The sequence below is a fragment of the Enterobacter cloacae complex sp. IR5428 genome, assembly GCF_049238585.1.
GTDB classification, from domain to species: domain Bacteria; phylum Pseudomonadota; class Gammaproteobacteria; order Enterobacterales; family Enterobacteriaceae; genus Enterobacter; species Enterobacter intestinihominis.
In genome coordinates, this window is the sequence record NZ_JBMKHV010000006.1 from 1 (window position 1) to 22870 (window position 22870).

20 protein-coding genes are annotated in these 22870 nt (G+C 55.6%); 7 read left to right on the top strand and 13 right to left on the bottom strand.

Annotation, left to right across the window (positions count from 1 at the left end; genetic code table 11):
- Positions 1-151: 151 nt before the first annotated feature.
- From rutG to ACOTXC_RS10045, 8 genes are all read right to left on the bottom strand, one after another.
- On the bottom strand, positions 152-1468 hold the full coding sequence (gene rutG / locus ACOTXC_RS10010) for a pyrimidine utilization transport protein G (protein ID WP_063149022.1): 1317 nt from the start codon (positions 1466-1468) through the stop codon (positions 152-154).
- Between the two features lie 21 nt (positions 1469-1489).
- Positions 1490-1984, bottom strand: coding sequence for an NADH-dependent FMN reductase RutF (gene rutF / locus ACOTXC_RS10015; protein ID WP_023299762.1), 495 nt, complete (start codon positions 1982-1984; stop codon positions 1490-1492).
- 9 nt (positions 1985-1993) lie between these two features.
- Positions 1994-2584 (bottom strand): malonic semialdehyde reductase, encoded by a 591-nt coding sequence (locus ACOTXC_RS10020; protein ID WP_022647679.1) that lies wholly within the window; start codon positions 2582-2584, stop codon positions 1994-1996.
- A gap of 9 nt (positions 2585-2593) precedes the next feature.
- On the bottom strand, positions 2594-3394 hold the full coding sequence (gene rutD, locus ACOTXC_RS10025) for a pyrimidine utilization protein D (RefSeq protein WP_022647680.1): 801 nt from the start codon (positions 3392-3394) through the stop codon (positions 2594-2596).
- A 7-nt stretch (positions 3395-3401) separates the two neighbouring features.
- On the bottom strand, positions 3402-3788 hold the full coding sequence (gene rutC / locus ACOTXC_RS10030) for a pyrimidine utilization protein C (protein WP_015570870.1): 387 nt from the start codon (positions 3786-3788) through the stop codon (positions 3402-3404).
- Positions 3789-3799: 11 nt separating this feature from the next.
- Positions 3800-4489, bottom strand: a complete 690-nt coding sequence (rutB, locus tag ACOTXC_RS10035; RefSeq protein WP_332953642.1) for a pyrimidine utilization protein B — start codon at positions 4487-4489, stop codon at positions 3800-3802.
- On the bottom strand, positions 4489-5580 hold the full coding sequence (gene rutA, locus ACOTXC_RS10040) for a pyrimidine utilization protein A (protein WP_421767609.1): 1092 nt from the start codon (positions 5578-5580) through the stop codon (positions 4489-4491). Before rutA ends, rutB begins: the two co-directional genes overlap by 1 nt.
- Before the next feature lie 341 nt (positions 5581-5921).
- Positions 5922-6401, bottom strand: coding sequence for a hypothetical protein (locus ACOTXC_RS10045; protein ID WP_058647427.1), 480 nt, complete (start codon positions 6399-6401; stop codon positions 5922-5924).
- A gap of 620 nt (positions 6402-7021) precedes the next feature.
- Between ACOTXC_RS10045 and ACOTXC_RS10050 the strand changes: the two genes are divergently transcribed.
- On the top strand, positions 7022-7762 hold the full coding sequence (locus ACOTXC_RS10050) for a hypothetical protein (protein ID WP_421767610.1): 741 nt from the start codon (positions 7022-7024) through the stop codon (positions 7760-7762).
- 951 nt (positions 7763-8713) lie between these two features.
- On the opposite strand, the gene ACOTXC_RS10055 is transcribed toward ACOTXC_RS10050, so the two are convergent.
- Both ACOTXC_RS10055 and ACOTXC_RS10060 read right to left on the bottom strand, forming a co-directional pair.
- The gene (locus tag ACOTXC_RS10055) at positions 8714-9016 is read right to left on the bottom strand and encodes a VOC family protein (RefSeq protein ID WP_421767611.1); all 303 of its coding nucleotides are present in this window, start codon (positions 9014-9016) and stop codon (positions 8714-8716) included.
- A 278-nt stretch (positions 9017-9294) separates the two neighbouring features.
- Complete coding sequence (locus ACOTXC_RS10060) at positions 9295-9480, bottom strand: GNAT family N-acetyltransferase (protein WP_421767612.1); 186 nt, start codon at positions 9478-9480, stop codon at positions 9295-9297.
- A 502-nt stretch (positions 9481-9982) separates the two neighbouring features.
- Here ACOTXC_RS10060 and rutR point away from each other — a divergent pair.
- A complete protein-coding gene (rutR, locus tag ACOTXC_RS10065; protein ID WP_022647683.1) occupies positions 9983-10621 on the top strand; it encodes an HTH-type transcriptional regulator RutR in 639 nt (212 codons plus the stop codon).
- Between the two features lie 435 nt (positions 10622-11056).
- On the opposite strand, the gene ACOTXC_RS10070 is transcribed toward rutR, so the two are convergent.
- Entirely contained in the window at positions 11057-11449 is a 393-nt protein-coding gene (locus tag ACOTXC_RS10070) for a lysozyme inhibitor LprI family protein (RefSeq protein WP_063853802.1), read from the bottom strand.
- A gap of 100 nt (positions 11450-11549) precedes the next feature.
- Entirely contained in the window at positions 11550-15512 is a 3963-nt protein-coding gene (putA, locus tag ACOTXC_RS10075) for a trifunctional transcriptional regulator/proline dehydrogenase/L-glutamate gamma-semialdehyde dehydrogenase (protein ID WP_063149021.1), read from the bottom strand.
- A 422-nt stretch (positions 15513-15934) separates the two neighbouring features.
- On the opposite strand from putA, the gene putP reads away from it, so the two are divergent.
- The gene (gene putP / locus ACOTXC_RS10080; protein WP_022647686.1) at positions 15935-17443 is read left to right on the top strand and encodes a sodium/proline symporter PutP; all 1509 of its coding nucleotides are present in this window, start codon (positions 15935-15937) and stop codon (positions 17441-17443) included.
- A gap of 72 nt (positions 17444-17515) precedes the next feature.
- Positions 17516-17932: a DUF3574 domain-containing protein gene (locus tag ACOTXC_RS10085; protein WP_421767613.1), complete on the top strand. Its 417-nt coding sequence runs from the start codon at positions 17516-17518 to the stop codon at positions 17930-17932.
- A gap of 70 nt (positions 17933-18002) precedes the next feature.
- On the opposite strand, the gene ACOTXC_RS10090 is transcribed toward ACOTXC_RS10085, so the two are convergent.
- Positions 18003-19187 carry a NupC/NupG family nucleoside CNT transporter gene (locus tag ACOTXC_RS10090; RefSeq protein ID WP_048965883.1) on the bottom strand — a complete coding sequence of 395 codons (1185 nt, stop codon included), beginning with the start codon at positions 19185-19187 and terminating at the stop codon, positions 18003-18005.
- 251 nt (positions 19188-19438) lie between these two features.
- On the opposite strand from ACOTXC_RS10090, the gene efeU reads away from it, so the two are divergent.
- From efeU to efeB, 3 genes are read left to right on the top strand one after another with little or no spacing between them, the layout of a single operon-like run.
- Positions 19439-20272, top strand: coding sequence for an iron uptake transporter permease EfeU (gene efeU / locus ACOTXC_RS10095; protein ID WP_038415809.1), 834 nt, complete (start codon positions 19439-19441; stop codon positions 20270-20272).
- 41 nt (positions 20273-20313) lie between these two features.
- Complete coding sequence (efeO, locus tag ACOTXC_RS10100) at positions 20314-21441, top strand: iron uptake system protein EfeO (protein WP_421767614.1); 1128 nt, start codon at positions 20314-20316, stop codon at positions 21439-21441.
- Positions 21442-21444: 3 nt separating this feature from the next.
- A complete protein-coding gene (gene efeB, locus ACOTXC_RS10105) occupies positions 21445-22728 on the top strand; it encodes an iron uptake transporter deferrochelatase/peroxidase subunit (protein WP_421767615.1) in 1284 nt (427 codons plus the stop codon).
- Positions 22729-22870 lie beyond the last annotated feature (142 nt).

Consider the following 22870-nt stretch of genomic DNA (forward strand, 5'->3'; position numbering starts at 1 on the left):
GCCATCATCTTTAATGGAATAACGCTTGCGTACTACGACCGAAAAACCCAGAGTGTGCTCCGGATAGACTGAAAAGTGTTACCTATGTTCCCGGTCTGATCTGTTACCTATGTATCCGGTCATACAGTAGCGTCAACCGGCTATTTCAGGATCAGGGGGTGACGGCTTCCGCTTGCGCTTTATCCCCTTTGCGGCGGCTAAGCAGGGCGTTGAGCAGGATCGCGCCGAAGGTCGCCGTACCAATCCCGCCCACCGTAAACCCGCCCAGCGTCAGGGCGAAGTCGCCTGCGCCCAGCACCAACGTGACCGCCACCATGATCAGGTTACCGTTCTGGCTCAGATCAACATGATTCTGCACCCAGATGCGTGCCCCCGCGACGGCAATCAGACCAAATACAACAATCGAGGCGCCGCCAATCACGGGTGCCGGGATGGTGTGGATCAATGCGCCGAATTTTGGGGAAAAGCCGAGCAGTATCGCCATCACCGCCGCCGCCACGAAGACCAGCGTCGAGTAGACTTTGGTCACTGCCATCACGCCGATGTTTTCCGCGTAGGTCGTCACGCCGCTGCCGCCGACCGAGCCGGAGAGCATGGTCGCCAGACCGTCTCCCACAAATGCCCGCCCCATATACGGGTCCATATTGCGCCCGGTCATTCCCGCTACGGCTTTCAGGTGGCCCAGGTTTTCAGCCACCAGAATCACCGCGACAGGCGCGATGAGCATCATCGCCTGAGCGTTAAAGGTGGGTGAGGTCACCTGCGGCATGCCGAACCAGGCGGCCTGGTGAATCAGTGTGAAATCAACCGGCTTGCCGAGACCAAACACGTTCGCCAGCAGCGCGTAGATCAGACAGGCCGCAATCAGCCCGACCAGGATCAGCAGCCGCTGGATCATCCCGCGCGTAAAGACCGCCACCACGCCGATGCACAGCACCGTAATCACCGCCATCCAGCTTTCAAACGGCGAGCCGGATACGCTCTTCACCGCAATCGGCGCGAGGTTCAGGCCTATCGCCATCACCACCGCCCCGGTGACGACGGGGGGCATCATCCGCTCGATCCAGCGCGTGCCGACTTTCATCACCACCAGACCGGTCAGGGTGTAGACCAGCCCACAGGCGATAATGCCGCCGAGGGCCACGCTCAGGTTGGGGTTAATGCCCTGACCGTTAAACCCGGTCGCTGCAATAACGACTCCCACAAAGGCGGCGCTGGAGCCCAGATAGCTGGGCACGCGCCCGCCGGTGACAAAAAAGAACAGCAGGGTACCCATACCCGACATCAAAATGGCGAGGTTAGGATCCAGCCCCATCAGCATGGGCATCAGCACCGTCGCACCAAACATCGCGACCGCATGCTGCACGCCCATCACCATTGTCTGCCCGAGCGGGAGCCTTTCATCCGGCGCGACCACGCCTGCTTCTGTAGAGGTCGATTTCAACTGCCAGTGAGGAAGTCCGAACATGTTCTGTCTCCTGAATGCGGATTAACAGGCGGGTCGCATAAGTGCGTGATAGCCGCGGTCGAACCACACCAGCCCTTGCGGTGCCGGGTGGCGAACGATGGATACGATGTCGCAAAACAGAATGTCGTGGGTGCCGACGCTAACCACCTGGCTGATGCGGCAGTCGAACGAGGCCAGGGCATTTTCCAGACGTGGACAGCCCGTGTCGCCTGTCTGCCAGCGGGCAGCGGCAAAGCGTTCCGCCATCGGCGTTTTACCGCCAAACAGGTTGGATAATGGCTCCTGTCCGGCACTCAGCGTGTTAACGCACAGGGTGCGGTTCTCGCTGAAAATCGGCCAGACGGACGCGCCACGGTTGAGGCAAACCAGCAGAGTGGGCGGGGAATCGGTCACGCTGCATACCGCGCTGGCGGTAAAGCCCGCCATTCCCGCAGGGCCGTCGGTGGTGATGATATTGACCGCCGCACCGACGCAGGCCATGGCATCACGGAAGGTTTGTTGATCGGGTGTCGTCATGATGGCTCCTTACGCCAGCCCGCAGGCGTCTTCGAAGGTCAGACGCGGTAAGCGCCCATAGACTTTGCTCATATCGCCATAACCGATGTTAATCAGCAGATTGCTTTTAAGCAGCGTGCCCGTGAAAAAGGCCGCGTCCACTTTTTCCCGGTCAAAGCCGGACATCGGCCCGGTGTCGAGCCCGAGCGCGCGGCAGGCGAAGATCAGGTACGCGGCCTGCATCGAACTGTTGCGAAAGGCGGTCTCTTCCGCCAGTGCGGGGCTGGAGGTAAACCAGCTTCTGGCATCGCCGTGCGGGAATAGTACAGGCAGGCGCTCATAAAACTCGCTGTCCCAGGCGACAATTGCCGTGACCGGGGCGGTGAGCGTTTTCTCAAGGTTGCCGCTGGAGAGCGCCGGGCGCAGCTTCTCTTTTCCTTCCGGGCTTCGCACAAAGACAATGCGCGCCGGGGAGCAGTTGGCGGACGTCGGCCCCCATTTCATCAGGTCATAAATCTCGCGCAGCGTCTCGTCACTGACCGGTATATCCAGCCAGCCGTTATGGGTACGTGCGCCGGTAAACAGTGTTTCCAGCGCGGCGGGCGTGATGGCTTCGCTCATTCAGGCTCCTTACAAAGCGGGTTCAGGGCTGTGCAGCAGGCTGGCAAGCCCGTTCAGCAGCAGCGTGTTAAAGATGTCCGGCGCGGTCACGTTGCAGGCATGCCCGCCCTGGCGCATGACCGTTTTGCGGGCGTGCGGGAGGGCGGCGTGCAGTTCCGCGGAGCAGACGGACGGCACCAGCAGATCGTCGGTGGAACAAATAATCTGCACGGGGCAGCGAACGCGTGCAGCGTGGCGGCTGAAATCGGCCTGTTTCAGCGCATGCAGCCTGCGCAGCAGATTGGCTTTGCCCTGGAAATGGGCCAGCGCCAGCGCTTCCTCGGCCTCCAGCCGCGGAGCGCGGGCGGCCATCCAGTCTGCCGGGTAAAGAAACAGCGGCTGTGCCTCTACCCACGCCTGAGCCCCGCCCGCATGCAGCAGACGTTCGCGAACGTCAAAACAGCGTCGGGTATGGGCATTGAGGGTCAGCCAGCCGTTGACACAAACCAGCGCGGTGAGGGCGTCAGGCTTATCGATAGCCAGCCGCAGGCCGACCAGCGCCCCCAGCGCGTGGCCGACCACGCAGTAACGGGCGATCCCGGCCCCGGCTAACGCCAGTGCGAGCTCGTCAGCCATGTGTGCGAGGGTGTAGTCTTCCGGCAGGGTATCCGGGTTATTCCCCGTGCCCCGCTGGTCGTAGCACACCACCTGATACTCCTGCCCCAGCACGGCGAGCTGAGGCAGCCAGTAGCTCCCGCTGCCGCCGAGCCCGGCAATCAGCACCACCACGGGCGCGCCCGCAAAGGGGGGCGGGGAAATGGACAGTTTCATGGCGGCCTCACTTCGCGATGTGCGCAACGGTGGCAATTTCAACCAGCGCTTCAGGCTTTACCAGCCCGCACTGGATGCAAAATCGCGCCGGTTTATCGCCGGGGAAAAACTCCGCGTAGATCTCGTTAATCGCGGCGTAGTTTTTCCAGTCGGTGATAAAGATGCTGTTGAAGGTCACGTCCTCCATCGTGCCACCCGCCGTTTCGATCACGGTTTTGATCGTCTCCAGCACGTGGCGGGTTTGCGCCTTTGGGTCATCGATAAACACCACGTTGTTGTCTTTATCAAACGGCAGCGTGCCTGAGACATACACCACGCCGTCGGCGAGGGTACCGGGGACAAACGGGGCTATCGGGGTGCTGGTGCCCGGCGGAATAATCACGGATTTCGGCATAGCGGTTCTCCTCAGGCGATGCGGGCGAGCGGGGGATCCAGCGCGTCGCAGAAATCGGCGACGTTACTGACCCAGCCAAAAAAGGTTTCGATATTGAACAGGGCGGCTTTCTGGGCAAAATCCGGCCCGGCCTGATGGGTAGCGTCTTCCAGCACCACGCCAAAATACTCGAGGAAGAAGCCGTCGCGCAGGGTGGACTCCACGCAGACGTTGGTGGCAATGCCCGTAAAGACCAGATGACGAATGCCCCGGCTGCGCAGCAGGCTGTCGAGCGGGGTATTGAAAAAGCCGCTGTAGCGCGGTTTCGGCAGGACGATATCGCCAGCTTCCGGTACCAGATCATCCACCAGCTGATAATCCCAGCCGCCTTTCGCCAGCAGCGTGCCCTGGAGTTCAGGCCGTTGGCGCATGGTTTTCAGGGCGTTGGATTTGTGAAAGTTGGGTGAGCCGGGACCGCCAGCTTCGACGTACTGGTCGTCCCAGCCATTCTGGAACCAGACGATCAGCATGCCCGCAGCACGCGCGGCGCTCACGGCGGTTTTGATATTCTCAATCACCGGCTGCGTGGCCGAGACGTCGAACCCGGCCAGATCCAGATACCCGCCTTTACTGGCATAAGCGTTTTGCATATCCACCACGATCAGCGCGCTCTGCTGCGCGTCAAAGGTGATGGCCTCCGGGCGAGCGTTGAGGGTCGTCATTACGCCACCTCCTTCGTCACGGCAGGGATGTGGGCGCGGCACTGCATCAGCGGCTGAATACGCTCGCCGAAGGTTTCCACGCCGGTGAGAAAATCATCGAAGGTCAGCAGCACGCCTTCGGCGCCGGGCACGGCAGCCACTTCGTCGAGCATTCTGGCGACGCTGGCATACGAGCCAACCAGGGTGCCCATGTTGATATTAACGGCAGACGTCGGGTCGGCCATCTGGCGAACGTTGGTGTCCGCGCCGGAGCGGGTATCCTTCTGGCTCTGCTCGGTCAGCCAGCTCAGGGCTTCGTCATCCGCGCCGTCCTTGTATCGTTCCCACTTGGCGCGCGCGGCGTCGTCGGTTTCGTCGGCAATCACCATAAACAGCACGTAGGAGCCCACGTCTCGCCCGATTTTGTCGGCGGCCGCTTTCATGCGTGCCGCGGTGGGCGCGAAGGCGGCAGGGGTGTTAACGCCTTTGCCGAAGCAGAAGTTGAAGTCGGCGTATTTCGCGGAGAATTCCATCCCCGCGTCGCTCTGTCCGGCGCAAATCACCTTCATCGGCACCGACGGCTGCGGGCTGACGCGGCAGTCGTTCATGGTGAAGAAATCGCCTTTGAAATCGCTTTTGCCGGTGCCCCACAGATCGCGCAGCACCTGCACATATTCAGTCAGGTAGTCGTAGCGACGGGAGAAGTAATCGTCACCCGGCCAGATCCCCATCTGCTCGTACTCCGGCTTTTGCCAGCCGGTGACCAGGTTAACGCCAAAGCGCCCGCCGGAGATGGAGTCGATGGTGGATGCCATCCGCGCCACGATCGCCGGGGGCAGGGTAAGGGTGGCGGCGGTGGCGTAGATCTGGATCCGCGAGGTGACCGCCGCCAGGCCCGCCATCAGGGTAAAAGACTCCAGGTTGTGGTCCCAGAATTCGGTCTTACCGCCGAAACCGCGCAGCTTGATCATCGAGAGCGCAAAGTCGAAATGGTAGTGCTCCGCTTTCTGCACGATGGCTTTATTCAGCTCAAAGGTCGGCATGTATTGCGGGGCAGTGGTCGAGATAAGCCAGCCGTTGTTGCCGATCGGTACAAATACGCCAATTTTCATCACGAACCTCTCTTCATCTCTGTGTGGGTGAAAGTCAGACGTGGCGCTGCATCCTGCATATCCTGTTCAGCCTCGTGAAAAGGGTTTTGCAAAGGGGATGCCAGTTTTTAAAAGGGCTTTATTGTTAAAGTGTTAACGCAAGGTTGGTGAATAGAGTGCAAATAAAGTGGACTAAATGGTCAAAATAGATGCACGCAAACAGGCAACGATGCGCGATGGCGGTGCAGAAGCGGTAAGGAATTGGGGAGCGGGTCGTCCGCATTGAGCAAAAAGCAAAAGTTAGTAATCGCTCTCGTTGCTGATGAGGGCCGCACCCGTGGCAGGATAAAAGGTGTTGTTATTCAATCTATCCAGGGTACAGATTCTCCAATATAAGTGTGTGTGCAGCAGCGGCAAGTCACCTTAACATCCTTTATCGTGATTGAAGTATTTACCTCTTGCAGAATTCCATTCTCATCAACAAACAGACCCGGATAAAAACTGCTTTCGCCAATGCAGAATAAATCTCTTCGCTGATGCTCATGTAGCGCGACCAACCAGAATACAGGCTCGGTGGTATCAAGACGTCCACATACTTCGCTGAATATTTCATTCCACGATTTGCCAATCTTTTTGATCAGAAAATAAAACAATGGTGTGTAGTCTCGGCCATGCTTCTGTCCGCCATGTATTGACTCGCGCTTGGCCAGTAGTTCATCCCCGACTCTTTTACGATTACGTTCCCAGCAATATTCAGCACCTGGATTATTAGAATGGTGCCGCGTAGTCGTGTTGACGCTGCAATACAGTTTACGAGGCTTATTCTGTTTATGAGTACGCATAATTCGATCCCGTGCATCCTTTATTCTATGAGTTAGTAACTCCTGCCGGAGCTAGATTTAATAGTTGGAGGCTGCATAAAAAATTGCCGTGTTTAAAGGTAATTTCATTTTGCTGAAATACCCTCCCATTGACAACAACTAAAAGCCCGCTGCTGGCTGTGAATTCAACGGTTCGGAGCAATCACCAGCTTGGACGTTCAGGTTGTTCTGTCTAATTTCAGGTAATGGGAAATTCACCATGTAAATATATTTCACAAATCCATGTATCATGTGTATGAATTGTTTTCATGACCTGTTTCTTCTATAATTTGTGCCAGGACATAAACATCAAACATAATTTAGGTCGCAAAGATATGTATAAATGCCTCAGGTTGCCTTTTGACAAAGTAAAAATCGACAGAATGTGTGATGAGAAAGGTAACAATGCCTCATACGTAAGAATCACCTACAATGAGTTCTACTATTATTTAAGTTACTACGATCTGAGACCAGTCACACCAAATTTTAATTCCATTGAATGCATTCCCAAAAACAGCGATCTTTATATCATTGTATATAAAATATCACCTAATAGCTATAGGATATGCTGGCTAGGAGATTGCGATTGCATCGAGTTCAGAATGATGGACACTGAAAGAAATCGTGGTAAATCTGCATGTTTAGCTGTATTGCTTGGTCTGATTTTATGTACACTTTCTATAGGTGCGTATTACTCATCTAGCACAGATATATTTGTATGTTATGTCCCATTTTTATTACTAAGTTTGTTTGGTTTTATCCTGACACTCCTTAATTTTTGTCATACATACTCAGATGAATTCCTTCAATTTCGAGATTTGATGCGAAAAAACCTTATGCAAGAAAAAGATTTATTTTCCTCTGTTACAAACTTATCAAAAAGTTGCCAGCATAAACAAGATTATGAGCTAAACCTAAGATTACCTAAGGAACTCAACCGAAGAATAGTTTCAATAGACTCTGTATACCGGGAGAGAAGAAAAGTAACTGTATACGAGCCCAATACTGGTTCAGATTTGTCTTATAGTACAAGTTATACAAAATGCATGGTGAATATGGTTTGTGATGGAGAAAAATTTACATTTGAGTATAAGGAGGCTTCTGGTGATCCAGCTCCATTTATTGCAAAGGGCGATAAAGCCAAACTATATTGGTATGGACCGGAACACGAAGTAATTCCTAGTGATCGCGAAGATATTACCTATGGAACACGACTTATCTGTTTACATAATATAACAACGGATAACTTTTATGAAAGTCGCATGTGTAATGAACCGGGTAATGTTTTCAAACTATCGCAGAAGGGAGGACGGGATATTTATAACCACTACTCGCAATGTTGATTAAAAAATCATCTATCATGCGATCCCACTAGATGCACTCCCAATAAGAGCTGGATGCAGCCATCGAGCCGCACCAGCCGTCTTTTCTTCACTCTTTTAATTCTCCGCAATCACTTGGACATACAGCATTTTATATCCACTGGGACTGATAACATATCAGTTCAAAAATATCCTATATAAAACAACTGCAACTAAAAAAATAAATGCTGCTAGTGAGCTTTTCCCAAGACCGGACTCGTATTTTAAAACCATAAAAACCATAAAAACCATAAAAACCAAAAGAAGAAAAGCCAGAGCAGGCAGTCTCCATACCACAAAAAACACCGTTAATTTTGGCATAATTGATAATACATCACTGATCCTTTCATTGTAATATCTGCTTCCTCGGGATGCTCAGACTGTTCTCTCTATATCCGTCAGGGCATGGGAGGCATTTAACGACGAAACTCCCGCAGCGTTAGCGAGGACAAAAAATGAGCTACGACTTCAGCCATAATAATCCCCCATACTGCAAAACTGGGTTTTCTACCGTGGTGCTTCGTGGGCCAATTTTCTGGGATTCAGACCCGGAACGCGCCATTTCAGCAATATTTCAGACCAGTTTTGTTGTAATCTAAAGCAGTCAGCTCTCGATCTTCCAGGATAAGTATCGCCTGTGTCCTTTTCCGTGTCACCCTGACAAACAGAAAGTTCCGTCCATTTATGTAAAATAACAGCCGATACACCTTCAGAAATCACGGTAGTTGACCGGCTGCTATGAGCAGAGGAACGGAAATACAGGAAATGATGTAAGCGCTTTTCATGATACAGAGAAAGTAATTATGCCAAACGCATTAATTGACCAACGCTTTTACTGAACTGATATCACCCGTCAGACGATCCTGCCTGAATATTTGCGCAGGATCGTCTATCAGCATTGGGGAAGTATATTAGCGACTATCGCGTCTCGTGTTAAACCGCCTCTATATTGTACCCATCAGGATCAAGGATGAACGCGGCGTAATATCCAGGGTGATAATGGGGCCTGTAACCCGGCGCACCATTATCTTTTCCACCTGCCTGGAGGGCGACACGGTGGAATGCCTCAACATCCTCTTTGTTTTTTGCATTGAAGGCAAGATGCATTCGGGGTGTGGAAGGAGTTCCCTGTGTTAACCAGAACGCACCGCCAGGATCTTGCCCTTCATCGAGTTGGGCGGGACCAAAACCTACCGCCTTGCCCGGCCAAGACTGGCAAGAACATTTGTGTAACATTACTTACTGTCTTCAAGATTTATGACGTTGAATCCGGTGTGGTCAATCATTTTTTACTCTCGTCAGCAAAGAAGAATAACAGTAAAACATTAAACCATCGGGTGAGGTTGGATTTGGTATAAGAATTGGTGATTGCGTCTGTTCTTTACCTGTGTGAAACGATCACTCCCAGAGCTGGTATGTTTGTTCTCTATTGATTCTTGCGCTGATATTTGTAAGGTCCACTCCTGACACGATGCAGCCAGCACCGATGGTCCGCTGTGAGCGAAAATCGGACGTTATATACACATCCCCATTATCTTGAGTATGCTCCGCTGTGAATCTGTTTCGAAAACGATGTCGCTGATGTATTGTATTCCCTGCTTTTTATAGAATCTATGAGCATGTTCGCTTTGCTCGAGAACCTCCAACCATAAAAATTTTTTTCCATCACTTCGGGCAAGATCTATGACTTTTTTAAACATTAATTGACCGTAATGCTGATTCGTTTTAGTTGGGGCAAGGTAGAGTTTGTCAAGAAGAACACCACTAATGTCTGTATTAGTGATAGTCGCTTGCCATGTCAGCTTCGCAAAACTAATCCGATGATCTATTTCCGCTATATACCAGCTTATGTTTTGTCATTAATATTCTGCTCAATAACAGGAAGAGAATATTCACATTCCAAATAATTATACAATCCTGATTCTGACTGCCACATATGCTTAAAGTGCGCTGGATAGATGCGATAGCCAAGCTCTTTTAGTAATACTGAATCGGCTAATGTTGCTTGTCGTATGACTAAAGGCATGGGAAAAGCCCTTACTTAACGAGAAAAAAGTGATATCAAATTTGTAATATAAGTGGGCTGTTAAGTCTACCTGTCCGTACATTTTCCTTTTTGATTTGGTGCAGCCCCGCTCCCCAAAATGTCGAGAGAAAGCAGGGCTTTTGCTATGCTATGGCAAACCAATAAGGAGAGCGAAAATGACACAAGGCGCAGTGAAAACACCCGGTAAACGTTCGCAGGCGGTGAGCGCCAAGAAACAGGCGATCCTCAGCGCTGCGCTGGAGACATTTTCGCAGTTTGGTATTCACGGTACGCGCCTTGAGCAGGTGGCGGAGCAGGCCGGGGTGTCCAAGACCAATCTGCTCTACTACTACCCGTCGAAAGAGGCGCTATATGTGGCGGTGATGCAGCAGATCCTGGATATCTGGCTCGCACCGCTTAAAGCATTTCGCGAAGAGCTGGCCCCGCTGGTGGCGATAGAGGAGTACATACGCCTGAAGCTGGAGGTATCGCGTGATTATCCCCAGGCATCGAGGCTGTTTTGTCTGGAGATGTTACAGGGCGCGCCGCTGTTGCAGGCGGAGCTGACGGGAGATCTAAAGCAGCTGGTGGACGAAAAATCGGCCATTATTGCCGGATGGGTCGCCAGCGGAAAACTGGCGCCCGTCGATCCGCAGCATCTGATTTTCATGATTTGGGCCTCAACCCAGCACTACGCTGACTTCGCGGCCCAGGTCGAGGCGGTAACCGGTAAAACGCTCCAGGACGAGGCGTTTTTCCAGAGCACCCTGGAAAACGTGCAGCGGATGATTATCGAAGGGATCCGTGTGCGCTAATTTCCCTCACCCTAACCCTCTCCCGCGGGGCTGAGGGATCCCCAGTAATTTTTTTATGCAGAAGCAATAAAGTTGCTTTCTAAATGACTGAGGGCTGTCAGCGATGCCCTGGTCCGGCTGTAAATCGCTGAGGCGTTTCCTGCAGGCCGGGGCGAGGCGCAGGGATGCGCCGAGAGGGCGGCTTTACAGGGACGTTGCCTCCGCCCGTACCCGATAAGCCGGAAGGAATAAGCCGAGGGCACCGCGAAGCGGCGATTTACCGCCGGGAGCCCGGGTCGCCAGGGTGGTGGCGACTGAGCCACCCTGGCACGTTCACCGGTCATGTCGTTACAGAGTAGCAAGGAACATAAAGTGAACGGAATGACCGCCACCGCCGTATGTTCCCCTCACCCTAACCCTCTCCCCGGAGGGGCGAGGGGATTGCTCAGTGCCGCGTCAGCCCGGCGGGAGGGGACAGCTTAAGTCGCCCTCTTCACACTGCATCAGCGTGGCCAGAAACGCTTCGCGCTCCACGGTTTTTTCCGCCAGACACTGGTTCACAATCATTGGCTGAACGCTCCCGCCTTCCGTACCCGAACCGATAAACGCACAGTCCGCGTCGCGCAGGCTGATCCACGCCTGCTGCGCCTTTTTCAGCAGATCGCGCTGAGGTGCAGCCGCACGTTTGATGGCGGCCTGATAGGTCTCGTTGAGCTTTTTATCGGCGGCCTGGTACTGCTGCGCGCTACAGGTGTTCAGTTCAAGCTGGGTGGTCGCGTTATCGCACTCGTCGGCCAGCGCGCTGGCGCTCATGAGCAGGGCTGCACCTGCGAGAAATACTCTTTTCATCATCCCCTCCATGTAAAAAAGCCGGATACGCTGTGCTTATCCGGCCTGGGCTATTTTGTAGCCCCGGTAAGCGTAGCGTCACCGGGGAAAGTTTACACGATTAACCGATTGTCATCAGGCTGGCGTTACCGCCTGCCGCCGCGGTGTTGACGCTGAGCGAGCGCTCCACGTACAGACGCTCCAGCAGCAGGTTGGTTTCCCCGCGCGCAAAGCCCTGCACGGAAACGATGGCACCGCTGCGGGCCGCAACCTGCTCACACAGTTCGCGCAGCTGGTCGGAATCACCGTGGTAGATCACCGCGTCAAACGGCTGGGTCAGCAGGGCATCGGCCTTCGCAAAGCGAATGCGAGCCGAGACCGCTTTTGGCAACTGTTTGGCGAGGTCGCGATGCAGCGCATCTTCCGGCCACAGCACCTCACAGCCCGTTGCTGTAGCGGCTGCCAGCTGCACCAGCGCATCCTGCTCGTCATCCGCCATGCACAGCACACGCTCGCGCGGCATCAGCGTCCAGGTGTTGCGCTCACCGGTTGGACCCGGCAGCAGGCGCTGGGTACCGGCCTGCGCCAGCTCGCCGTACTGCTGCGCAATTGCACGCAGTTCAGGGCGGTTTTCTGCCCACTTAATCAGCGCCTCCAGCGGCTGGGTCAGCACGGCTTTCACCTGCGCATCCACCGGATAGTCCGCGTCCTGACGCGCCAGGGTCACGCCCAGGGCGTTCTCCGGACGGTTAGCCAGCAGACGGTACAGGTAGAGCGGGCCACCCGCTTTCGGACCGGTGCCGGAGAGGCCTTCACCGCCGAACGGCTGCACGCCCACGACTGCGCCGACCATATTACGGTTGACGTACAGGTTGCCGACTTTAGCATTGCCGGTCACCTGGGCAATGGTTTCGTCGATACGGGTATGCACGCCGAGCGTCAGGCCGTAACCCGAGGCGTTGATCTGATCGATCAGCTCGTTGAGGTTGTTACGGTTGTAGCGCACAACGTGCAGTACCGGGCCGAAGACCTCTTTTTTCAGCTCGTCGAAGCTTGCCAGCTCAATCAGCGTTGGCGGCACGAAGGTGCCGGTCTGCCACTCGCGGGCATCTTCACTATTCTCACGCACCGCCTGGAACACCGGACGGCCTTTGGCACGCATGGTCTGAATGTGGTTTTCGATATTGGCTTTGGCTTCCGCGTCGATCACCGGCCCGATATCGGTGGTGAGACGGCCCGGGTTGCCCATGCGGCATTCCGCCATCGCACCGCGCAGCATCTTCAGCGTGTGGTCAGCCACGTCATCCTGTAAGCACAGCACGCGCAGGGCGGAACAGCGTTGACCCGCGCTGTCGAAGGCAGAGGCCAGCACGTCAACGACGACCTGCTCAGTGAGCGCGGAGGAGTCCACGATCATGGCGTTCATGCCGCCGGTTTCAGCGATCAGTGGCGTTGGACGGCCCTGCGCATCCAGACGGGTGGCGATGTTGCGTTGCAGCAGGGAGGCTACTTCGGTCGAACCGGTAAACATCACGCCGCGCACGCGGTTATCGGAGGTCAGTTTGGCACCCACCGTTTCACCGCGCCCCGGCAACAGCTGCACCACGCCCGCCGGTACGCCCGCTTCCAGCAGAATGTTGATGCCCTGAGCGGCAATCAGCGGAGTCTGCTCTGCCGGTTTTGCCAGCACGCTGTTGCCTGCGGCAAGGGCCGCGGCAATCTGGCCGGTGAAGATTGCCAGCGGGAAGTTCCACGGGCTGATACAGACCACCGGGCCGAGCGGACGGTGCGTTTCGTTGTCGAAATCATCGCGCACCTGACCGGCGTAGTAGTGCAGGAAGTCGACCGCCTCGCGCACTTCGGCGATGGCGTTGCTGAAGGTTTTACCCGCTTCACGCACCAGAATGCCGATAAGCTGCTGCATCTGATCTTCCATCAGCACCGCCGCGCGTTCCAGAATGGCGGCACGCTCCTGCGGCGGGGTGGCAAACCAGATTGGCGCGTTGTTCACCGCGCTCTCCAAAGCCTGATCCACTTCCGCTTCTGTGGCTTCGCGCACGTAGCCGACGATATCCTTCGGCTCTGCCGGGTTGATCACCGGCTGCATTTCACCGTCTTCAACGGACTGCTCAAGGATCGGTTTGGCCTGCCACTTCTGCAATGCGCTGTTAAGCAGGGCAGAAGAGAGCGACGCCAGACGGTGTTCGTTGGCGAGATCCAGACCCGCCGAGTTGACGCGACCTGCACCATACAGCTCGCGCGGCAGGGCAATCTTCGGATGCGGCAGACCAATCTGGCCTTCCTGCGCCGCCATCTTCTCTACGGCCTGTACCGGATCGGCCACCAGTTCGTCCAGCGGCAGGGTGGTATCGGCGATGCGGTTAACGAAGGAGGTGTTCGCCCCGTTCTCCAGCAGACGACGCACCAGGTAGGCCAGCAGGGTTTCGTGAGTACCTACCGGGGCATAAATACGGCACGGACGGTTCAGCTTGCCGTCGGCCACTTTACCGGTCACCTGCTCGTACAGCGGTTCACCCATGCCGTGCAGACACTGGAACTCGTACTGGCCCGGATAGTAGTTCTGACCCGCCAGGCTGTAGATCGCCGCCAGGGTGTGGGCGTTGTGGGTGGCGAACTGCGGATAAATCAGGTTCGGCACGCCGAGCAGTTTTTTCGCGCAGGCGAGGTAAGAGACGTCGGTGTAGACCTTGCGGGTATAGACCGGATAGCCTTCCAGACCTTCCATCTGGGCGCGTTTGATTTCGCTGTCCCAGTAGGCGCCCTTCACCAGACGGATCATCAGGCGGCGACGGCTACGGCTGGCCAGGTCAATCAGGTAGTCAATGACGAACGGGCAGCGTTTCTGGTAGGCCTGGATAACGAAACCAATCCCGTTCCAGCCCGCCAGCTCCGGCTCGAAGCACAGTTTTTCCAGCAGATCGAGGGAGATCTCCAGACGATCCGCCTCTTCGGCGTCGATGTTGATGCCGATGTCATACTGGCGCGCCAGCAGGGTCAGGGACTTCAGGCGCGGGTAGAGTTCTTCCATCACCCGGTCGTACTGCGCGCGGCTGTAGCGCGGGTGCAGGGCGGAAAGCTTGATAGAGATGCCTGGCCCTTCATAAATACCGCGACCGTTGGACGCTTTACCGATGGCGTGGATCGCCTGCTGGTAAGAGACCATGTAGGCCTGCGCGTCGGCGGCGGTCAGCGCCGCTTCACCCAGCATGTCGTAGGAGTAGCGGAAGCCTTTGTCTTCCAGCTTGCGGGCGTTCGCCAGCGCTTCGGCAATGGTTTCCCCGGTGACGAACTGCTCGCCCATCAGGCGCATCGCCATGTCCACGCCCTTACGGATCAGCGGCTCGCCGCTCTTGCCGATAATACGGTTCAGGGAGCGCGACAGGTTGGCTTCGTTATGGGTGGAGACCAGCTTGCCAGTAAACAGCAGGCCCCAGGTGGCGGCGTTCACAAACAGGGACGGGCTGCGGCCAATGTGGGAGTGCCAGTTGCCGTTGCTGATTTTGTCGCGGATCAGGGCATCGCGGGTGGCTTTATCTGGGATACGCAGCAGCGCTTCCGCCAGACACATCAGCGCCACGCCTTCCTGCGAGGAGAGGGAGAACTCCTGCAACAGACCCTGCACCATACCGGCGCGTCCGCTGGCGGTTTTCTGATTACGCAGCTTGTCGGCGAGCTGATACGCCAGGCTGTGCGCCTGAGCGGCAACGGCTTCCGGCAGGCGCGCCTGCTCCAGCAGCATCGGCACGGCGTCGGTTTCGGCACGGCGATAGGCGCCGGTAATGGCGGCGCGGCTGACGGACTGCGGCAGGATCTGCTCGGCAAATTCCAGGAACGGCTGGTGGTTCTCATCAGCGGCCGTCGCGGCCTCTTCGCCTTCGTTCGCAGCGCCCGCCAGCAGGGCAGGCAGCTCCGGCAGACCTTCTTCACTCTCCAGTCTTTCCAGATAGTTAAAAATCGCCTGCTTGATTAACCAGTGCGGCGTGCGGTCGATACGGGTCGCAGCGGTTTTAATCCGTTCGCGGGTAGCGTCATCCAGCTTAACCCCCATGGTGGTCATCCCCATGCCAAAACTCCTGTTGTTCTGTAATAGCGTTCTGTTGATAGCGTGAAATATCCACCATGTTGCAACTTTGTGCAACCGTGTTAAATGTGACCTGGTCTGCAAGCTGGAAAATGAATGGATTGTTAACGATTAGTTAGCTGTGAAAAAGAACGCGCGGCGGTTTCTGAGCCCAGTTTTTATGCGGTGCTTAACACTTTTTAAAGGTGCAACCCATAAAAGCGTGAGCGAGTGCAACCTATAGGAAAGACGTATAAAACCAGGGATGAAATTCATGTAAATGCAGTGTTAAATCGTTTGTCAGTGGGATGCGTATACGGCAGGATAGCGCGCCCAACGGAAACACATACACACATCACTACGTTCCGGTGATGACATAACAAGGCAGCCCGGACGGCTGTCGCTCGACATTTTGGAGAATTTGAATGGCTATTAGCACACCGATGCTGGTGACATTTCTCGTTTATATTTTTGGCATGATCCTGATAGGGTTTTTGGCATGGCGTTCCACTAAAAACTTTGACGACTACATCCTCGGCGGGCGCAGCTTGGGCCCGATGGTCACCGCACTCTCAGCGGGCGCATCCGACATGAGCGGCTGGCTGCTGATGGGGCTGCCGGGCGCGATTTTCATCTCCGGTATCTCCGAAAGCTGGATCGCCATCGGCCTGACCGTTGGCGCATGGATCAACTGGAAGCTGGTAGCAGGCCGTCTGCGTGTGCATACCGAAGCCAACAACAACGCCCTGACGCTGCCGGATTACTTCACCGGACGCTTTGAAGATAACAGCCGCATATTGCGTATTATCTCTGCGGTGGTGATCCTGCTGTTCTTCACCATCTACTGTGCCTCCGGCATTGTGGCGGGCGCGCGCCTGTTCGAAAGCACCTTCGGCATGAGCTATGAAACGGCGCTGTGGGCCGGTGCGGCCGCGACCATCCTCTATACCTTCGTGGGCGGATTCCTGGCGGTAAGCTGGACCGATACCGTGCAGGCGAGTCTGATGATTTTCGCCCTGATCCTGACCCCGATAATTGTGATTTTTACCGTCGGCGGCTTTGGCGAATCGCTGGAAGTGATCAAGCAGAAGAGCATCGAAAACGTCGATATGCTGAAAGGGCTGAACTTCGTGGCCATCGTCTCCCTGATGGGCTGGGGCCTGGGCTACTTCGGTCAGCCGCACATTCTGGCGCGCTTTATGGCGGCGGATTCTCACCACACCATCGTTCACGCGCGTCGCATCAGCATGACGTGGATGATCCTGTGTCTGGCGGGGGCGTGCGCGGTCGGTTTCTTCGGTATCGCCTACTTCAACAACAACCCGGCGCAGGCGGGCGCGGTGAACCAGAACGCCGAGCGCGTGTTCATCGAGCTGGCGCAGATCCTGTTCAACCCGTGGATTGCCGGTATCCTGCTCTCCGCGATCCTGGCGGCAGTCATGTCCACCCTGAGCTGTCAGCTGCTGGTGTGCTCCAGTGCCATCACCGAAGACCTCTACAAAGCGTTCCTGCGTAAGGGCGCGAGCCAGAAAGAGCTGGTGTGGGTAGGGCGTTTTATGGTGCTGCTGGTGGCGCTGGTGGCGATTGCGCTGGCGGCTAACCCGGAAAACCGCGTGCTGGGGCTGGTGAGCTACGCGTGGGCGGGCTTTGGCGCCGCATTTGGTCCGGTGGTGCTGTTCTCCGTTCTGTGGTCACGCATGACCCGCAACGGCGCGCTGGCGGGGATGATTATCGGTGCGGTTACCGTTATCGTCTGGAAACAGTTCGCGTGGCTGGGCCTGTACGAAATTATCCCGGGCTTCATCTTCGGCAGCCTCGGTATTGTGGTGTTTAGCCTGCTGGGTAAAGCGCCGTCTGCATCTATGCAGAAGCGCTTTGCGGAAGCGGATGCGCATTACCACTCAGCGCCGCCGTCTAAGCTCCAGGCTGAGTAATTTCCCCCTCACCCTAACCCTCTCCCCAAAGGGGAGAGGGGACAGACCGTTCACCCGTTCGAGATGAGAAGGATGATTAAAACAGGGTTGATGATGGCAGCATCACTGCTGCTGGCGGGGTGTAACGCTCCCACGCAGCATGCGGCGGTGGAGACCTGCAAAGCGGATAACCAGATGCAGCAGACTACGCTCTATTTTGGCTTGAATCGCCCGGCAGGGGCGCAGATTACCGGCAGCGAGTGGCAGCAGTTTGTCGACCAGGACGTGACGCCGCGTTTTCGCGATGGCTTAACGGTGGTTGATGCCCGCGGGCAGTGGCTGGGGAACGACGGAAAAGTGGCGCGTGAACCCAGCAAAGCGTTAATGCTCATCCATGGTAAAGACGCGCAGAGCGAGAAGAACATCGAAGCGTTGCGCGGGATCTATAAGTCTCGTTTCGCGCAGGAATCGGTGATGCGGGTCGACCAGCCGGTGTGCGTGCAGTTTTAATGAGAACGGCGGGAATTCCCGCCGTTGTTGTTTTGTAGGCCGGGTAAGCGAAGCGCCACCCGGCATTGCATCAGAGCACCAACCCCGCAAAGCTCGCCGACAGCAGGCTCACCAGCGTCGCACCGTATACCAGGCGCAGACCAAACCGCGACACCACGTTACCCTGTTGCTCGTTCAGGCCTTTTATTGCCCCCGCTACAATGCCAATCGAGGCGAAGTTAGCGAACGACACCAGGAACACGGACAAAATACCCAGACCGCGCGAGGACATTTGATGGGCTATTTTTTGCAGCTCAATCATCGCCACAAATTCATTCGCCACCAGTTTTGTTGCCATAATACTCCCCGCGTTTAAGGCATCGCTCAGCGGAATACCAATAAGCCACGCCAGCGGATAAAACACGTAACCCAGAATCTGCTGGAAGCTCAGGCCAAATACGCTGGAGAAGAGGGCATTAACGGCGCTAATAAGGGCGATAAAGCCAATCAGCATCGCCAGAATAATCATCGCCACCTTAAAACCGGCCAGAATATATTCGCCCAGCATTTCAAAGAAGCTCTGGGATTCATGCAGCTTTTCCAGTTTGATATCGGATTCGGCTTCCGGGCGGGCCGGGTTAATGACCGAAAGGATAATAAAGGTGCTGAACATGTTCAGGATCAGTGCCGCGACGACAAATCTGGCGTCGAGCATGGTCATATAGGCACCGACAATCGACAGCGAAACCGTCGACATCGCCGTTGCAGCCATCGTAAACAGGCGGCGCGAGGAGAGATCGCCCAACACGCCCTTGTAGGCAATGAAGTTTTCAGACTGACCGAGTATCAGTGAGCTCACCGCGTTAAAGGATTCCAGCTTGCCCATGCCGTTCAGTTTTGACAGCAGCGTCCCGATAACCCGAATAAAGATCGGCAGAATACGCCAGTGCTGCAGAATACCAATCAGCGCCGAGATAAAAATAATGGGGCAGAGCACGCCAAGGAAAATGAACGCCAGCCCTTTTTCACCCATCCCGCCAAAGACAAAATTCGTCCCTTCGGCAGCGAATTTAAGCAGTGATTCAAAGAAACCGGAGACATGTTTAATAATGAACAGGCCGCTTTCTGCATGCAGAAAAAAGAATGCCAGCGCGATTTCAATCACGATCAGCTGTAAAACGAAACGAATGCGAATTTTTCGGCGGTCGAAACTCACCAGCCAGGCAAGCGCAAGAATAATCACCAGCGCCAGCAGGAAATGGACAATTTTAAACATGGTTTATTTTCAGTTGGTTTTCGAGGCGGACATTTAGCCACAGCCCCGGTTAACCGTAAATGGGCATTTTCGTTATACCTTATAAACGCAACGGTTACTCAGGCAATTATTATTCCGCAATGCGTTTACATCTGGTCATCAAAACTCCACATATTTCGCTTGTTTTTCTTGTAGCCGTAATGATAATCACTATCACAAGAATTTACCTTTCTTTGCATCAGTTGACCGCGATAAACATTTAAGGTGTCTGCATGTTTGTTCCTTTTCTCATTATGTTACGTGAAGGCCTTGAAGCGGCCCTGATTGTTAGCCTTATCGCCAGTTATCTGAAGCGCACCCAGCGTGGACGCTGGATCGGCGTGATGTGGGTTGGCGTCTTCCTGGCCGCGGCGCTCTGCCTGGGGCTGGGTATTCTTATCAACGAAACCACCGGAGAATTTCCTCAGAAAGAGCAAGAGCTTTTTGAAGGCATTGTTGCCGTAATAGCGGTGGTGATCCTCACCTGGATGGTGTTCTGGATGCGCAAGGTCTCCCGTAACGTGAAGGTACAGCTGGAGCAGGCGGTGGATAACGCCCTGCAAAAAGGCAACCACCACGGCTGGGCGCTGATCATGATGGTTTTTTTCGCCGTGGCGCGTGAAGGCCTGGAGTCAGTGTTCTTCCTGCTCGCGGCTTTTCAGCAGGACGTGGGCATCTGGCCGCCGCTGGGCGCGATGCTTGGGCTGGCCACGGCGGTTGTGCTTGGCTTCCTGCTCTACTGGGGCGGAATTCGTCTTAACCTGGGCGCGTTCTTCAAGTGGACCAGCCTGTTTATTTTGCTGGTGGCCGCGGGGCTGGCGGCAGGGGCGATCCGCGCCTTCCATGAAGCGGGCCTGTGGAACCACTTCCAGGACGTGGCGTTTGATCTTAGTAACGTTCTCTCCACCCACTCACTGACCGGCACGCTCCTTGAAGGTATCTTCGGCTATCAGGAAACGCCGAGCGTCAGCGAGGTGGCGATGTACTTTATCTATCTTATTCCGGCGCTGGTGCTGTTCTTCATGCCATCGCGCCCCAGCGCTCAGCCGTCGCGTACTGCGCCGTGAAGCGCTTTGTTTAGTTACAACATACTTTAAAGGGAAGAGACATGGCTATTCAATTCCGTCGTAGCGCGTTACAGGTTGGTGTGGCAGCGCTGTTCGCGTCTGCCTTCGCCGCTCAGGCAGCAGATATTCCGCAGGTAAAAGTCACCGTCAACGATAAACAGTGCGAGCCGATGACCATCACGGTTAACAGCGGTAAAACCCAGTTTATTATTCAGAACCACAGCCAGAAGGCGCTGGAGTGGGAGATCCTGAAAGGCGTGATGGTGGTAGAAGAGCGTGAAAATATCGCGCCTGGCTTCAGCCAGAAAATGACCGCTAATCTTCAGCCGGGGGAATATGACATGACCTGCGGCCTGCTGACTAACCCGAAAGGTAAGCTGATCGTCAAAGGCGCAGCGACGGCGGAGGCGGCCAAAGGCACCGCGCTGCTGAGCCTCGGCGACGCCATTACCGCCTATAAAGCCTACGTCACCAAAGAGACGGCTGACCTGGTGGCAGGCACCAAAGCCTTTACCGACGCGGTGAAAGCGGGCGATATCGAAAAAGCGAAATCCCTGTATGCGCCTACACGTCAGCACTACGAGCGCATCGAGCCGATTGCCGAGCTGTTCTCTGACCTCGATGGCAGCATTGACGCCCGCGAAGATGACTACGAGCAGAAGGCCGCCGATCCGAAATTCACCGGCTTCCACCGCCTGGAAAAAGCCCTGTTTGGCGATAGCTCCACCAAAGGGATGGAGAAATACGCCGATCAGCTCAACAGCGACGTGCTGGAGCTGCAAAAACGCATCAGCGAGCTGGCCTTCCCGCCGTCGAAAGTGGTGGGTGGTGCAGCGGGCCTGATTGAAGAAGTGGCCGCGAGCAAAATCAGCGGCGAAGAAGATCGCTACAGCCACACCGACCTGTGGGACTTCCAGGCAAACGTCGACGGCGCACAAAAAATTGTCGATCTGCTGCGGCCCCAGCTGCAAAAAGAGAACGGCGAACTGCTGGCGAAAGTGGATGCCAACTTTAAGAAAGTTGACGCCATCCTGGCGAAATACCGTACCAAAGACGGGTTCGAAACCTACGACAAGCTGACCGATGCTGACCGTAACGCGCTGAAAGGCCCGATTACGACGCTGGCGGAAGATCTCTCCCTGCTGCGTGGCGTTCTGGGTCTGGACTAAGCGATGAACAAGCATGATGAGTACGACGTGGCGGAACCTTCCCGACGTCGATTGTTAAAAGGGGTAGGGGCGCTGGGCGGCGCGTTTGCCCTGGCGGGCGGCTGTCCGGTGGCGCATGCGGCAAAACCGCAAAGTGCCCCCGGCACGCTCTCCCCGGATGCGCGTATGGAAACGCAGCCGTTTTATGGTGAGCACCAGGCAGGAATCCTGACGCCGCAGCAGGCCTCGATGATGCTGGTGGCTTTCGATTCGCTGGCGAGTGATAAGGCTGACCTTGAGCGTCTGTTCAGGCTGTTGACCACGCGCATTGCCTTCCTTACGGCGGGCGGTCCGGCACCGGAAACACCGAATCCGCGCCTGCCGCCGATGGATTCCGGGATCCTCGGGGCGTTTATCGCTCCCGATAATCTGACCATCACCGTGTCGGTGGGGGAATCGCTGTTTGATGATCGCTACGGTCTGGCGAAGCAGAAGCCGAAAGCGCTGCAAAAAATGACGCGATTCCCGAATGACTCTCTCGACGCGGCGTTGTGCCACGGCGATCTGCTGTTGCAGATCTGCGCCAATACCCAGGATACGGTGATCCACGCCCTGCGCGATATCATCAAGCACACCCCGGATCTGCTCAGCGTGCGCTGGAAGCGGGAAGGTTTTATCTCTGACCACGCCGCGCGCAGTAAAGGGAAAGAGACGCCGGTCAACCTGCTGGGCTTCAAAGACGGTACCGCCAACCCGGACAGCAGCAATACCGTGTTGATGAAAAACGTGGTCTGGGTGACGGAGGATCAGGGCGAACCGGCCTGGGCGGTGGGTGGCAGCTATCAGGCGGTGCGTATCATTCAGTTCCACGTGGAGTTCTGGGACCGCACGCCGCTGAAAGAGCAGCAGACGATCTTCGGCCGCGATAAGCAAACCGGCGCACCGCTCGGCATGAAGCACGAGCACGATGAACCCGACTACGCCCGCGATCCGAACGGAGATGTTATCGCGCTGGACAGCCATATTCGTCTCGCCAATCCTCGCACCAAAGAGACCCAGTCCAGCCTGATGATGCGCAGGGGCTACAGCTACTCGTTGGGGGTGACCAATTCCGGTCAGCTTGATATGGGACTGCTGTTTGTCTGCTATCAGCACGATCTGGATAAAGGGTTCCTCACCGTGCAGAAGCGGCTCAACGGCGAAGCGCTGGAGGAGTACATCAAGCCCATCGGCGGTGGCTATTTCTTTGCCCTGCCCGGCGCGCGTGACGCGAAGACCTGGCTCGCTCAGGGTCTGATAGAAGCCTGATAATCGTCCCTGCGACAGTTCGCGGGGACATTATTTTTCCATATGACTATCTTGTTGTTATATTTCTGTAATATTCATATATGAGACTGATTCCGCTGCAGGAGCAGTCTTAAAGGTTGCATCTAGGTAAAATAAATGTTGC